A 14,310-nucleotide genomic window follows, 5' to 3' on the forward strand; every position below is an offset into this window, starting at 1 on the left:
CTCACCGTCGCGCCGGGGGGAATTGGGGATCCTGGGGGGATCTGTTTTGGTGACGTCTGTCTTCATCGCTGTCGTTTCGCTGGCCCTGTTCTGGATGGCCGCTTTCACCTTGTGGTGGCAGATGCACGCGTGGCGTACGCCCGAAGTGCTCGCCTCCACCCGATTCAGCAGCCCGGACGGGGACGAGCACGTCTCGTTCTCGTTGCTGCTGCCGGCCCGGCACGAGCAAGCCGTGCTGGACCACACCATCCAGCGGCTGCTGGAATCCACACACACCGACTTCGAGATCATCGTGATCGTGGGGCACGACGACCCCGAGACCGCGGCGGTGGCCAACAGCGCCGCCGAGCGCGATCCGCGCGTGCGGGTCGTCGTCGACACCCACGAGAAGAAGAACAAACCGAAGGCCATGAACACGGCGCTGCCGCACTGCCGCGGCGATGTCGTCGGGGTCTTCGACGCGGAGGACCAGGTCCATCCGGAGCTGCTCGCCCACGTCGACCACGCGTTCCGGACGACGGGAGCGGACGTCGTCCAAGGGGGCGTCCAGCTCATCAACTTCCACTCCAGCTGGTACAGCCTGCGCAACTGCCTGGAGTACTTCTTCTGGTTCCGGTCCCGGCTGCATCTGCACGCGCAGAAGGGGTTCATCCCGCTGGGCGGCAACACCGTCTTCGTGCGGACCGGCACCCTGCGCGAAGCCGACGGCTGGGACCCCAACTGCCTCGCCGAGGACTGCGACCTGGGCGTGCGGCTGTCCAGTGTCGGCAAGAAGGTCGTCGTCGCCTACGACTCCGACATGGTGACCCGGGAGGAGACCCCCGGCTCGCTGATGTCGTTGCTGAAGCAGCGAACTCGCTGGAACCAGGGCTTCCTTCAGGTCTACCGGAAGAAGGACTGGCGGCAACTCCCGGGATTCGGGCAGCGGTTGCTCGCCCGCTACACGCTGATGACACCGTTCCTCCAGGCGTTCTCCGGAGTGATCATCCCGCTCAACGCGGCGGTCGCGCTCTTCCTGGACGTGCCGGTCGGCGTCGCCTTCCTCACCTTCCTGCCGCTGGTCACCGCCGCCGTCACCTTCGTCTTCGAGGTCGTCGGACTGCACGACTTCGGCAAGCAGTACGGACTGCGCGTCCGCGCGGTCCACTACCTGAAGCTCGTCGTGGGCGGCCCCTTCTACCAGGTGCTGCTCGCCGGAGCCGCGATCCGCGCAGTGTGGCGTGAGCAACGTGGCCGGAACGACTGGGAGTTGACCTCCCACGTCGGCGCACACCTCACCGAAACCGCAGTGATCCGAGAGGACGTTCCTGCGTGACCTCCACCCTTCCCGCGGTGACCACCACGGTCCCCGCGCAGCGGCAGCCTGCGCCTGAAACCGGTTCGGCCGGTCGAACAGCACCGCCGAGCAGACTCCGTTCCTCGCGCTCCGACCTCCTTCTCTGCGGCCTGCTCCTCGTCGCGATCCTCGTCGTGCAGGGCTGGAACATCGCCGACTACCCGACGCTCAGCGACGACGAGGGCACCTACCTCGCCCAGGCCTGGGCCGTCCAGCAGGGCACCGGCCTGGCCCACTACACCTACTGGTACGACCACCCGCCGCTCGGCTGGATCCAGATCGCGCTGCTCACCTGGATCCCCGCGCACTTCAGCCCCGACTCGATGACCGTCGGCACCATGCGCCTCGCGATGCTGGTGATCAGCGCGATCAGCGCGGTCCTCGTCTACGTCCTCGGCCGTCGCCTCTCGCTGCCGCGCTGGGCGTCGGGCCTCGGCATGCTGCTCTTCGGGCTGTCCCCGCTGTCCGTGATCCTCCAGCGGGAGATCTTCCTCGACAACATCGCCGTGATGTGGATGCTGCTCGCGTTCTGCCTGGCCGCGTCACCGAGTCGCCATCTCTGGCACCACTTCGGCGCCGGTCTGGCAGGCGCGGCATCGGTCCTCACCAAGGAGACGATGCTCGTCATCCTGCCCGCGCTGCTGGTCACCATGTGGCGCCACGGACACCGGGACACACGGAAGTTCGCCCTCACCGGAGCCATCACGGCCTGCGTCCTGATCGGCATGTCGTACCCGCTCTTCGCCCTGCTCAAGGGCGAGTTGCTTCCCGGCAGCGGCCATGTCTCCCTCTGGGACGGCCTCAAATACCAGATGACCAGGCCGGGTTCGGGCTTCATCCTCGACCCGGGCACGGGCTCCTACGGCGTCTTCCACTCCTGGCTCTACTACGACCGTGTCCTGCCCCTGGGCGGCCTCGCCGGGGCGCTGCTCCTGCTGGCCACCTGGCGCTGGTCGGTCACCGCCCGCTCGCTCGCCGGACCCGCGCTGACCGTGGCGATCCTCGCGCTGGTGGCCCTGCGCCCGGGCGGCTATCTGCCCGCGATGTACGTCATCGGCGCGCTGCCCTTCCTCGCCCTGGTGCTCGCCGGGGGCACCGCCTCCGTCGCCCACGCGGTGCTGCGCAGATGGCGCGGAGAAGGGGAGAAACGATACGTCACCGGGGGTCGGTACGCCCTCGCGGCCGCACTGGCGCTCGCCGCCGGCGCCTATGTCGTACCGCAGTGGTACGACGGCGACCGCACCGCCCTGACCGCCGACGCGAACGCCCCCTACCGGGCCGCCTCCAAGTGGCTGTCCACCGAGGTGAAGGACCCGAAGGACACCCGGGTCCTGGTCGACGACGCGCTCTGGCTGGACCTGGTGCACGCCGGGTACCGGCCCGGGCTCGGGGTCATCTGGTTCTACAAGGCCGACCTCGACCCGGCCGTCACCAAGACGCTGCCGGACGGCTGGAAGGACATCGACTACGTCGTGGCCTCCCCGACGGTACGGCGCGACGCGGTCGACCTGCCCAACGTCAAGGCGGCGATCGAACACTCCACACCCGTCGCCACCTTCGGCACCGGCGACGACCGCATCGAGATCCGGCAGATCCAGTCCGAGACCGTGGGAGCCCAGCGATGAGCCAAGAGTCCACTGTCCCCGGGGAGTTGGGTGATCCGGCCGTACGCGGCGCAGCCGCGAGTGAGCCGAAGGGGCGCGCCGGTGTCGAGAGCGATGGGGGCCCCTCCCGCGCGAGCGCATTCGAGCGTGGGGGAGCGCGGAGGCCCGAAGGGCTGAGCACGGTCACGGTCTCGACACCGGCTGGAGCGCCCCGGTGGCGAACCGCGGGAAAAGAGGGGCTGGCCGAGCCCGGTGCCGTCACCATCGTCGTACCGACCTTCAACGAGTCCGCGAACGTACGGGAGTTGCTGCACCGGATCACCGAGTCCGTGCCGACCCGGCTGCCCTGCGAGGTCGTCTTCGTGGACGACTCCACCGACGACACCCCCGAGGTGATCTCCGAGGCGGCGCAGGACTGCCCGTTCCCGGTGACCGTGCTGCACCGGGAGGAACCGGTCGGCGGGCTCGGCGGCGCGGTCGTCGAGGGGATCAAGGCGGCGACGTCCGACTGGATCGTCGTCATGGACGGCGATCTCCAGCATCCGCCATCCCTGGTACCGGAGTTGGTCGGCACCGGTGAGCGGACGCACGCCGGACTTGTCGTCGCCTCCCGGTACATCAAGGGCGGCAGCCGCGAGGGACTGGCCGGCGGATACCGCATCGCCGTCTCGCGCGGGGCGACCTGGCTCACCAAGGGGCTCTTCCCGCGCAAGCTGCGCGGCATCAGCGACCCGATGAGCGGCTTCTTCGCGATCCGCCGCAGCGCGGTGACGGCGGAGACGCTCAAGCCGCTCGGCTACAAGATCCTGCTCGAACTCGCCGTCCGCGGCCGTCCGCGCCAGGTCACCGAGGTGCCGTTCGTCTTCCAGGACCGGTTCGCCGGCGAGTCCAAGTCGACGGCCAAGGAAGGGTTTCGCTTCCTGCGCCATCTGCTCGGGCTGCGCACCGTCTCGCCGGTCGCGCGCATGGTGATCTTCGGCCTGATCGGCGCCACCGGCTTCCTGCCGAACCTGGTCGGCCTGTGGGCGCTCACGCAGGCGGGCATGCACTACGTCCCCGCCGAGATCCTCGCCAACCAGCTCGGCGTGGCCTGGAACTTCTATCTCATCGAGCATCTGCTGTTCCGCGACCGGCGCCGGCACCGCGCCTGGTGGGACAGGGCGGGCCGGTTCGCGCTGCTCGCCAACGCCGATCTGGTGCTGCGGATCCCGCTGATCGCCCTGTTCGTGCACCGGTTGGGCATGGGCGCCGTGTCGGCGACCGCGCTCGCACTGGTCACCACCTTCGTCCTGCGCTTCGTCGGCACCGAGGCACTGGTCTATCTCCCGCGCGGTAAAGGGAGTCGTACAGCAGCAAGGAGAGCCGTGTGAACAAGTACCGCAGAAGAACCGCCTTCGTCGGGGTGGGCGCCCTGACCGCCGGGCTGCTGCTGACCTCGCCGCAGTCCGCCGCGGCCGCGAACCTCGTCCTCAATCCGGGCTTCGAGACGGCGGGCAGCGACGGGATGCCGTACTGCTGGGAGAAGTCCGGCTGGGGCGACAACGACTTTGATTTCGCCACGACTTCGGATGCCCACTCGGGTTCGAAGGCCATGAAGGTCACCGTGACGCGACGGGTCGACGGTGACCGGAAGGCGCTGATCACCGAGTCGACGAGTTGCGCGCCGGTGGTGACGGCGGGCAAGCAGTACGACCTCGGGCTCTGGTACAAGACGACCACGCCGGACGCGAACATCACGCTGTTCCGGCACGACACCACGGCCGGCTGGCAGTACTGGACCGACCTCAAGACCCTCGAGATGCAGGGCAGTTGGACCCAGGCGACGGTCCGTACGCCCGAGGTCCCGGCCGGGACCGACCGGATCACCTGGGGTGTCTCGGTCTACGGCACCGGGTCCGCGACCACCGACGACTACACGATGGACCAGGTCCCGGACACGCTGCCGCCCGCGACCTGCACGGCGACCGCCGAGCAGTGCGCGAACGGCCGTTGGGACGTGCTGCCCACGCAGAACCCGGTCCGCTCGATGCATTCCGTCGTGCTCAACAACGGCAAGGTGCTGCTGATCGCGGGCTCCGGGAACAGCCAGGAGCAGTTCGACGCGGGGACGTTCACGAGTGCGGTGTACGACCCGGTCGCGGGCACGTACAAGGTGATCCCGACGCCGAAGGACATGTTCTGCTCGGGGCACATCCAGTTGCAGGACGGCCGGGTGCTGGTGATGAGCGGCAACAAGGCGTTCCCGGCTGCGGACGGTTCGCACGGGTACGAGGGGTACAAGGACTCGTACATCTTCGACCCGGTGACCGAGACGTACAGCAAGACGAACGACCTCAACGACGGCCACTGGTACCCGTCGGCGACCGAGCTGGGCAACGGTGACGTCATCTCCTTCGGCGGGCTGCGCGAGGACTCGACGGGGTCGGTGACGGCCGAGTACTGGTCGGACGCGCAGCAGAAGTGGCTGCCGTTGTCGCAGGTCAACCAGACCTGGTCGTACTGGGGGCTGTACCCGTCGATGGTCCTGATGCAGGACGGCCGGCTCTTCTACACGGGCAGCCATGTCTTCGGGAACAACATCCCGGGCACGGGCAGCGCGATCTACGACTACAACGCGAACACGATCACATCGGTCTCGGGGCTCCAGAACAAGGACCAACGCGACCAGTCGGCAAGCGTGTTGCTGCCTCCGGCGCAGGACCAGAAGGTGCTCACCATCGGTGGCGGCAACATCGACTCCAACCCGGACGCGAACCGGCTGACCGACATCATCGACCTCAAGGCCGCGAACCCGACGTACACGGTCGGTCCCCAGATCCCGCAGGGGACCGTCGACTTGGGGAACGGCCCGGTGGCCGAGACCGGCGCGCAGGGCAAGATGTACGTGTCCGCCGTACTGCTGCCGGACGGCACGGTGCTGGAGACGGGCGGCGCGCTGCACAACCGGGCGAACCCGGTGTACGAGGCGTCGATCTTCGACCCGGCGACGACGACGTTCGATCCGGTGGCCGCGGACCCCGAAGCCCGCGGCTACCACTCGTCCTCGTTCCTGCTGCCGGACGGGCGGGTGATGTCGACCGGTGACAACCCGGGCAACGGCACCTGGAACCACAACGTGTCGATCTACACCCCGCCGTATCTCCTCAAGGGCACGCGGCCGACGATCACTTCGGTGATCGACAACGAGTGGGAGTACGGCGACACCCAGACGATCACCGTCGACCGGCCCATCGCCAAGGCGGAGTTGATCCGCCCGGCGGCCGTCACGCACTCCTCGGACCCGAACCAGCGGTTCGTGGACCTGCCGCTCTCGGTCAACGGCAACACGGTCGACCTGAACGTGACGAGCAACCCCAACCTGGCACCGCCCGGCTGGTACATGCTGTTCGCGGTGGACGCCAACGGTGTGCCGTCGGTCGCCAAGTGGGTCCATCTGCAAGGCCCTTCGGCCCTGACGACGGACACGGCCTCGGCCCACGTCCACTCCTTCGCCGACGACCTGAAGGGCAAGGTCACCGAGCCCGGCAGGAAGCGGACCTCGCAGAAGGTCTCCGTGACCCTCTCCGGCTGCGACCGCCACTACGGCACGATCAACGTCTGCGTCCCGACGGTCTTCCCGTCCGAGGTCAAGTCGACGACCGCGGCCCGCTGTTCATGGCTCCAGCAGAACTCCTACGGCCGCCTGAAGGTCAACGGCAAGGACGACCCGCTGCGGCTCGACCCCAACAGGGACGGGGTGGCCTGCGGGAAGGGTGACGTGAAGACCGTGCCGACCAAGCGCTAGCGGTCGGTACGGCCCTGGGGCACGGGCTCACTCGGAGAGCCCGTGCTCCAGTACGTCCAGCGTGCGGTCCATGAGGTCCTTGAAATCGTCCCGGTGGCCGTGTTCCGCCCAGTACAGGGACGTCTCCATCAGGGCGCCGATGAGTGCCATCGCGGAGACCCGTACCTCCAGGCTCTCCTGGTCCCGGCCGGTGCGCTCGGCGATGGCCTGGCAGAGCATGTCGCCGGTGACCGACATGCTCTCCATCATGCGTGAGCGCACGGCCGGGACCTGAACCATCAGATGGGTGCGGAGGCGGGAGACCTCCTCGTCCTCTTTCATGCCGTACGCGATGGCCTTGTGCATCACGTACCGCAGCGTGACCATCCACGGCTCGTCGGCCGGGCGGGCCCGGAGTTCGTCCATGATGATCGGGTCGAACTCGTCCGTGATGACGATGTCTTCCTTGGTGGGGAAGTAGCGGAAGACGGTCGACGGCGACACCTCGGCGCGTTCGGCGATCTGCTCGATCGTGGTCGCGTCGTAGCCCTGTTCCTTGACCAGTGCGTACGTCGCGGTGCGGATCGCCTCGCGGGTCTTGATCTTCTTGCGCTCCCGGAGCCCCAGTCGAGGGCGTTCGGCGGGGCTGAAGGGGGAGGGTGCGGCCGTCATGCTGCTCATTGTCCGGCATCCGCCAGAGCGATGGCCACGGCTGCGTCGGTGTCCTCGTCGTCGCTCCCGTCCTCCTTCTTGGCCGGCGCGGCCGGCGTGTTCGGCAGGAACGCCGCGGACAGCAGGGCCGTGACGAGGGCCGCGACCCCGCACACCAGCAGGACCAGGCCCATGCCGTGGACGTACGCGCTGTTCGCGGAGGCGATGAGGTCCGCCGAGCCCGTCCGCCCGCCGACGATGTGGGCCGCGACCACGGACTCCCCGGCCGTGTCCGCCGCCTTCGCGGGCAGGCCGGTGACGTCGAGGCGGTCACGGAAGGAACTGGCGAGCAGGCTGCCGAGCAGGGCGATGCCGATCGCCGCGCCGACCTGGCGCATGGTCATCAGGAGCCCGGCGCCGCTGCCGGCCCGGTCGCGGGGCAGCGCACCGAGCGCGCCGTCCATCGCGGGGACGATCGAGAAGCCGAAGCCGAAGCCGGTGATGGACAGCCACAGCGCGGTGAAGCCGTAGCCGGAGTCGACCGTCGTACGGCTGCCCAGCAGGGCGGCGAAGGCCAGGACCACCAGGCCCGCGCAGACCACGGCACGGGAGCCGAACTTGGCGACGAGCGGCTGTGCGGCGCGGGCCGCGACGATCAGGCCGCCCATCATCGGCAGCAGCCGGACGCCGGTGCCCAGCGCGTCGTTGCCGAGCACCGCCTGGAGGTACTGCGGCAGCACGAACAGCAGGCCGGACAGGACGAACATCACCAGGGTCGCGGCGAGCGTGTTGAAGAGGAAGCCGCGGTGGCGGAGGAGGGCCATGTCGAGCATCGGGCGTTCCATGCGCCGCTCGCGCAGCACGAGCGCGGCCATCACGATCGCGGATCCGACGAGCATGCCCACGATCAGCGGGTCGCCCCAACCGCGGTTGGGCGCCTCGATGATCGCGTAGATGAGGGCGCCGAGGCCGGTCGCCGTGAACGCGGTGGAGAGGGCGTCGACCCTGGGCGAGGCGGGGTCGCGGGTCTCGGGGAGCAGGAAGACGCAGGCGGCGATGCCGATCGCGGCCATCGGGATGTTGACCAGGAAGACCGAGCCCCACCAGAAGTGGTTGAGCAGCCAGCCGCCGATGATCGGGCCGAGCGGCAGGCCGAGCGAGGAGGCCGCGGAGATGATGCCGACGGCCTTGGTGCGCTCGTCGGGGCCGAAGAGCGAGGGCAGCACGGACAGCGCGAGCGGGGTGACCAGGGCCGCGCCGACGCCCATCATCGTGCGGGCCGCGATGACCCAGTTCACGTCGCTCGCGAGCGCGCCGGCGACGGAACCGGCGAGGAAGATGCCGAGCCCCGTGATCAGCATGCGGCGCCGTCCGAAGCGGTCGCCGAGCAGGCCTGCCGGGAGCATCAGGGCCGCGAAGACGATGACGTAGGAGTCCGCCATCCACTGCTGCTGGCCGGTGGTGGCGCCGAGTTCGCCGGCCATCGTGGGCAGGGCGACGTTGAGGATCGTCGTGTCGAAGCCGAGCGTGAGCATGCTCGCGACCAGGGCCCCGAGGGCCCACCAGCGGCGCGGGTCGCGTCGCACGTCGGTGTGATGAGTGACAGTAGCCATAAAATGAGAGTAGCTGTCAAAAGGTGGTTGATGTCAACAGGGTTCCACTGTCAGAACATGACGATCGGGCGGCCGGCAGGGGAACGGGCATGGGAACCGGCAGGGTGACGGGCATGAAAAATGGCCACGGCTGGTGAGCCGTGGCCATGGACGAGAGGTGTCTCGGTTGCTACCCGTGCTGGTACGCCACCAGCGAGATCCCCACGTAGTGCACGAGGAAGGCCGCCACCGTGAGCGAGTGGAAGACCTCGTGGAAACCGAACCAGCGCGGTGACGGATTCGGGCGCTTGATGCCGTAGATCACGCCGCCCGCGCTGTAGAGCAGCCCGCCGACGACCACCAGGACCAGGACGGCGATGCCGCCCGCGCGCATGAAATCGGGCAGGAAGAAGACGGCCGCCCAGCCCATCGCGATGTAGCAGGGGGTGTAGAGCCAGCGCGGGGCGCCGACCCAGAAGACCCGGAAGGCGATGCCGGCCAGCGCCGCGCCCCAGATGCCCCACAGCAGCCACTGGCCCTTGGCGCCGGGGAGCAGCAGCATCGTCAGGGGCGTGTACGTGCCCGCGATGATCAGGAAGATGTTGGCGTGATCGAGTCTGCGCAGGATGCCGTCCATGCGCGGGCTCCAGTCGCCCCTGTGGTACAGCGCGCTGACCCCGAAGAGCAGGCAGGCCGTCAGGGCGAAGATCGCGCAGGCGATACGGGCCCGGGGTGTGTCGGCGAGGGCGGTGAGCACCAGGCCTGCGATCAACACGGCCGGGAACATGCCGAGGTGCAGCCAGCCGCGCAGCTTCGGTTTCGCATGGTCGGGAATCGAGAGCGCGGAAGGACCATGGCCGTGTGTCGGCGTGTCCGTGGGCGCGTCGGGGACGGACGCAGTCATGCGCGCAATCGTACCTACGGAACCGTAAGTTACGTGTCAGTGCGGCGAGATGAGGGTCCGGAAGTGGCCACTCTCTCATGCGTAGCCGAACCCCGGGTACCGGGGGTGAAGCGATGGTGACGCACGGAAAACATGTCGGTGAGGTGCGGATGAGTGGCGATCCTCACGTCGCTCGTCTGTGAGGCCCTCTGGACATATGGGCGGACGGGTCGGATGATCAAATGAGTGCGGTCGGCACCGGATGAGCGCCAAGATCGACCATCGTGAAGCATCCGGGTCGCGGCCCCCACGGGGCAACAAGGACAAAATCCCTCATCATAGGAGCAATCGTGGCGCGCGACATCGCGGCTCCCCCCGTCATCCCCACCGAACACAAGGAACTGATCTCGTGGGTGAACGAGATCGCAGAACTGACCCAGCCGGACAGCGTGGTCTGGTGTGACGGATCCGAAGCGGAGTACGAGCGACTGAGCGAGGAACTCGTCCGAAAGGGCACCTTCCAGAAGCTCGACCCGATCAAGCGCCCCAACTCGTACTACGCCGCCTCCGACCCGACCGATGTCGCCCGGGTCGAGGACAGGACGTTCATCTGCTCCGAGCAGGAGCAGGACGCGGGACCCACCAACCACTGGAAGGCGCCCGCGGAAATGCGGGACATCTTCGCGGGAGAAAAGGGCATCTTCCGCGGCTCCATGAAGGGCCGGACGATGTACGTCGTCCCGTTCTGCATGGGCCCCCTCGGTTCGGACCTCTCCGCGATCGGCGTCGAGATCACCGACTCCGCCTATGTCGCCGTCTCCATGCGCACCATGACCCGCATGGGACAGCCCGTCCTCGACGAACTCGGAACCGACGGATTCTTCGTGCGTGCTGTGCACACGCTCGGAGCCCCGCTGGCCGAGGGCGAGCAGGACGTGCCGTGGCCGTGCAACTCCACCAAGTACATCTCGCACTTCCCCGAGAGCCGCGAGATCTGGTCCTACGGCTCCGGCTACGGCGGCAACGCGCTGCTGGGCAAGAAGTGCTACGCCCTGCGCATCGCCTCCGTGATGGCGCGGGACGAGGGCTGGCTCGCCGAGCACATGCTGATCCTCAAACTGACGCCCCCGCAGGGCGGTTCGAAGTACGTCGCCGCCGCTTTCCCGAGCGCCTGCGGCAAGACCAACCTCGCGATGCTGGAGCCCACCATCTCCGGCTGGACCGTCGAGACGATCGGTGACGACATCGCCTGGATGCGGTTCGGGGAGGACGGCCGGCTCTACGCGATCAACCCCGAGGCCGGTTTCTTCGGCGTCGCGCCCGGCACCGGCGAGCACACCAACGCCAACGCGATGAAGACGCTGTGGGGCAACTCCGTCTTCACCAACGTGGCGTTGACCGACGACAACGACATCTGGTGGGAGGGCATGACGGAGGAGACCCCGGCCCACCTCACCGACTGGAAGGGCAACTCCTGGACACCGGAGTCCGGTTCGCCCGCCGCGCACCCCAACGCCCGCTTCACCGTGCCCGCTTCGCAGTGCCCGATCATCGCGCCCGAGTGGGAGGACCCCAAGGGCGTGCCGATCTCGGCCATCCTCTTCGGCGGCCGGCGTGCCTCGGCCGTACCGCTGGTGACGGAGTCCTTCGACTGGAACCACGGCGTCTTCCTCGGCGCCAACGTGGCCTCCGAGAAGACCGCCGCCGCCGAGGGCAAGGTCGGCGAGCTGCGCCGCGACCCCTTCGCCATGCTGCCGTTCTGCGGCTACAACATGGGTGACTACATGGGCCACTGGGTCGATGTGGCCAAGGGCCGGGACCAGGCGACGCTGCCGAAGATCTACTACGTGAACTGGTTCCGCAAGAACGACGCGGGCAAGTTCGTGTGGCCCGGCTTCGGTGAGAACAGCCGGGTCCTGAAGTGGATCGTGGACCGCCTCGACGGCCGCGCCGAGGGCGTCGAGACCCCGATCGGCGTGCTGCCGGCCAAGGGCGCCCTCGACACCAAGGGCCTCGACCTGTCCGAGGCCGACCTGGACTTCCTGCTCACCGTCGACAAGGACGTGTGGCGCGAGGAGGCCGCCCTGGTCCCCGACCACCTCAACACCTTCGGCGAGCACACCCCGAAGGAACTGTGGGACGAGTACCGGGCGCTGGTGCAGCGCCTCGGCTGAATCCCGTAGCGGAACTGTAAGGGCCCGTACAACGGCGTACGGGCCCTTACCCGTTGGCCTCTATTTCTCGCATCCCCCCTGCCCAGACCGGCATTTCGAGGGACACTCGGGACAACCTGCAACGAACCCCGAAGTGAGGTGAGCGGGGTGCGCACTCCGGTCAGCGATCCGCTCAGCGTGGGGCCGTACCGGATCGCCGGGCGGCTCGGCTCCGGCGGGATGGGATGGGTGTATCTCGGCCGCTCGCCGGCCGGGCGCGAGGTGGCGGTGAAGGTCGTACGGCCCGAACTGGCCGCGGAGCCCGAGTTCCGCGAGCGCTTCGCCCGCGAGGTCGCCGCCGCCCGGCTGGTCAGCGGCGCCTACACCGCGGCCGTCGTCGACGCCGACACCGAGGCCGAACTCCCGTGGCTGGCCACGATGTACGTGCCCGGACCCTCCCTCGCCGAGGCCGTCAGGTCGGACGGACCGCTGCCCGAGGCCCAGGTCCGCAGGCTCGGCGCGTTCCTCGTCGAGGCACTCCAGGCGATCCACGCGGCCAACCTGGTCCACCGCGACCTCAAACCGGCCAACGTGCTGCTCGCCTCCGACGGCCCCCGCGTCATCGACTTCGGCATCTCCCGCGTCGAGGGCGCCCCGAGCCTCACCCAGGCCGGAATCGTCGTCGGCACCCCGCCGTTCATGTCCCCGGAGCAGATGACGGCGGGTCGGATCGGCCCGCCCAGCGATGTGTTCTCCCTCGGCGGTGTCCTGGTGTACGCGCTCACCGGCCGCCCGCCGTTCGGCGCGGGCGAGGCGGTGAGCCTGCGCGTCGTGCACCGCGCCCCCGAACTCGACGGCGTACCACCGGCGATACGGCCGCTGCTCACGCGGTGTCTGGCCAAGCGGCCCGCGGACCGGCCCCGACTCGACGTCCTGCTGGGCGAGTTGCTGGCGCAGCCGCGCCCCGCGACCTGGCCGCCGCCCGCCGTGGCCCGCACGATCGAGGTCCGCCGCGAGGAGCTGGCGGCCCGGCGCGGCGGCGCCACCAGCCTGCCGGTGCCGTCCTGTCTGCTGCTGCACGCGCAGGCCCTGCTGGACGCGGGCCTCACCGACGTCATGGTCACGCGGGCGGTGGCGCGTGGCGACGCCTGACTCCTCCCTGCCGCCCGGCCGGGACTACGACATCGCCTCGTCCTGGCGGCAGTTGACCCACACCTGGGGCGCCCGCCGGAATTACCACGTCGAGAGCGAGGTCGATTCCGTCTCCCTGCAATTCGATCTAGAGGCGTCGGGGCGCACACTCACCGTGCGTTTCATGACCACGAAAAGACTCCTTGTCGCCTTTGTCACCGACGGTCATTCTCTGCGCAAGGATCAATTGGCGATCGCCGCCGCCGCGTCGAACGCGTGGAACACCGAACAGCTGAATCCCATGCTCTCGGTGTGGGACGTACGCGGACCGAGACCGTGTCTCGCCGGGGTCTGCGACCTCCCGTTGACCTGCCGGATCTCCCAGGACGATTTCGATGTTCTGGCCAGTGATTGGGTGGAACGGGCGCGACAGATGTTCACCCGTTGTCATCAGGTTTTCCAGCTGTAGAAGTGAATTGAGCATTCTCACTCAACCCCTTTCGGCCACCGCCCTGTTGCCTCCACTATGGGCGCCAACGGGGGGTCGTCATGAGACGTACGTTGTTCACTGTCCTGCTGTTCGGCTTGTTGATCGCGGTGATTCCGGGGAGTCCGGCGACCGCGGCCGGCGCGGACTGCGGCAAGAACTTTCCGACGCGGCTGGGCTGCTGGCAGGACGCGCTGGACGACGGGGCCGTGGTCACGGTCACGCTGAAAAAGCCCCTGGGCTTCGACACCGGCACGAAGGGCGGCGCGGACGCCGTCCGCAAGAACCTCAAGAACCTTCAGGTCCAGGTACCGGCCGGTGTCCACACCGGCCAGGGCGGCACGGCGCTGCTGATCCTGGCCGGGCGTCCACTCGTCGACCGGAACGCCCGGATCGACCAGTTGGACGCCCGGACACTGGCCGAACTCCCCTCCTGTGACAGCGACTTGTGCAAGGCGCTCAAGAGGTCCAAGTTCACCGGCGGCCAACTGATCGACAAGAAGGTGGGCGTCGCCGAACTCGGCGGAGAGACGTCCACGGACCACACCCGCGTCCTGCTCATCGCCCTGACCGCCGTACTGCTCCTGCTGCTCCTGGCCCTCCTCCTCGTGGTCCGCCGGTCCCGCACCCCGGCCGTCGCGGGCGCCACGGCGCTCCGCTCCGAGGAGACCACCGCCGAGACCACCGCCCGCCTGCGGCCCGTCCCACCC

The 14,310-nt window shown here is 68.6% G+C and carries 11 protein-coding genes; 8 read left to right on the plus strand and 3 right to left on the minus strand.

Going from position 1 to position 14,310, the window contains the following annotated elements; all coding sequences use genetic code 11:
- Positions 1-46: 46 nt before the first annotated feature.
- Genes JHN63_RS16970 through JHN63_RS16985 form a run of 4 tightly spaced genes read left to right on the plus strand, consistent with a single transcriptional unit; the run spans position 47 to position 6,724 of the window.
- Positions 47-1,315, plus strand: a complete 1,269-nt coding sequence (locus JHN63_RS16970; RefSeq protein WP_200681898.1) for a glycosyltransferase — start codon at positions 47-49, stop codon at positions 1,313-1,315.
- Complete coding sequence (locus JHN63_RS16975) at positions 1,312-2,961, plus strand: glycosyltransferase family 39 protein (protein WP_200681899.1); 1,650 nt, start codon at positions 1,312-1,314, stop codon at positions 2,959-2,961. Before JHN63_RS16970 ends, JHN63_RS16975 begins: the two co-directional genes overlap by 4 nt.
- The gene (locus JHN63_RS16980) at positions 2,958-4,310 is read left to right on the plus strand and encodes a glycosyltransferase family 2 protein (protein ID WP_234477182.1); all 1,353 of its coding nucleotides are present in this window, start codon (positions 2,958-2,960) and stop codon (positions 4,308-4,310) included. The genes JHN63_RS16975 and JHN63_RS16980 overlap by 4 nt, the downstream gene beginning before the upstream one ends.
- Complete coding sequence (locus JHN63_RS16985; protein WP_200681900.1) at positions 4,307-6,724, plus strand: galactose oxidase early set domain-containing protein; 2,418 nt, start codon at positions 4,307-4,309, stop codon at positions 6,722-6,724. The genes JHN63_RS16980 and JHN63_RS16985 overlap by 4 nt, the downstream gene beginning before the upstream one ends.
- A gap of 27 nt (positions 6,725-6,751) precedes the next feature.
- Here JHN63_RS16985 and JHN63_RS16990 read toward each other — a convergent pair whose 3' ends face one another.
- The 3 genes from JHN63_RS16990 to JHN63_RS17000 form a co-directional block, all read right to left on the minus strand.
- Positions 6,752-7,384: a TetR/AcrR family transcriptional regulator gene (locus JHN63_RS16990; RefSeq protein WP_200681901.1), complete on the minus strand. Its 633-nt coding sequence runs from the start codon at positions 7,382-7,384 to the stop codon at positions 6,752-6,754.
- On the minus strand, positions 7,381-8,967 hold the full coding sequence (locus JHN63_RS16995; protein ID WP_200681902.1) for an MFS transporter: 1,587 nt from the start codon (positions 8,965-8,967) through the stop codon (positions 7,381-7,383). The genes JHN63_RS16990 and JHN63_RS16995 overlap by 4 nt, the downstream gene beginning before the upstream one ends.
- Positions 8,968-9,136: 169 nt before the next feature.
- A complete protein-coding gene (locus tag JHN63_RS17000) occupies positions 9,137-9,850 on the minus strand; it encodes a hemolysin III family protein (protein WP_200681903.1) in 714 nt (237 codons plus the stop codon).
- A gap of 329 nt (positions 9,851-10,179) precedes the next feature.
- Here JHN63_RS17000 and JHN63_RS17005 point away from each other — a divergent pair, with 329 nt between their 5' ends.
- The 4 genes from JHN63_RS17005 to JHN63_RS17020 all read left to right on the plus strand — a co-directional run.
- Positions 10,180-12,003, plus strand: a complete 1,824-nt coding sequence (locus JHN63_RS17005) for a phosphoenolpyruvate carboxykinase (GTP) (RefSeq protein ID WP_200681904.1) — start codon at positions 10,180-10,182, stop codon at positions 12,001-12,003.
- A gap of 147 nt (positions 12,004-12,150) precedes the next feature.
- Entirely contained in the window at positions 12,151-13,134 is a 984-nt protein-coding gene (locus tag JHN63_RS17010; RefSeq protein ID WP_200681905.1) for a serine/threonine-protein kinase, read from the plus strand.
- Positions 13,121-13,582: a hypothetical protein gene (locus JHN63_RS17015; protein WP_200681906.1), complete on the plus strand. Its 462-nt coding sequence runs from the start codon at positions 13,121-13,123 to the stop codon at positions 13,580-13,582. The genes JHN63_RS17010 and JHN63_RS17015 overlap by 14 nt, the downstream gene beginning before the upstream one ends.
- Before the next feature lie 80 nt (positions 13,583-13,662).
- Positions 13,663-14,310, plus strand: a 648-nt coding sequence (locus JHN63_RS17020; protein WP_200681907.1) for a hypothetical protein, incomplete at its 3' end; no start/stop codon positions are given.

The sequence above is a fragment of the Streptomyces sp. MBT65 genome (assembly GCF_016612545.1).
Classification (GTDB): domain Bacteria; phylum Actinomycetota; class Actinomycetes; order Streptomycetales; family Streptomycetaceae; genus Streptomyces.

Bases quoted from the DNA above. Each gene is read 5' to 3' on its own strand.
- JHN63_RS16990 (WP_200681901.1), bottom strand. From the start codon at position 7,384: ATGAGCAGCATGACGGCCGCACCCTCCCCCTTCAGCCCCGCCGAACGC.
- JHN63_RS16995 (WP_200681902.1), bottom strand. From the start codon at position 8,967: ATGGCTACTGTCACTCATCACACCGACGTGCGACGCGACCCGCGCCGC.
- JHN63_RS16980 (WP_234477182.1), top strand. From the start codon at position 2,958: ATGAGCCAAGAGTCCACTGTCCCCGGGGAGTTGGGTGATCCGGCCGTA.
- JHN63_RS17000 (WP_200681903.1), bottom strand. From the start codon at position 9,850: ATGACTGCGTCCGTCCCCGACGCGCCCACGGACACGCCGACACACGGC.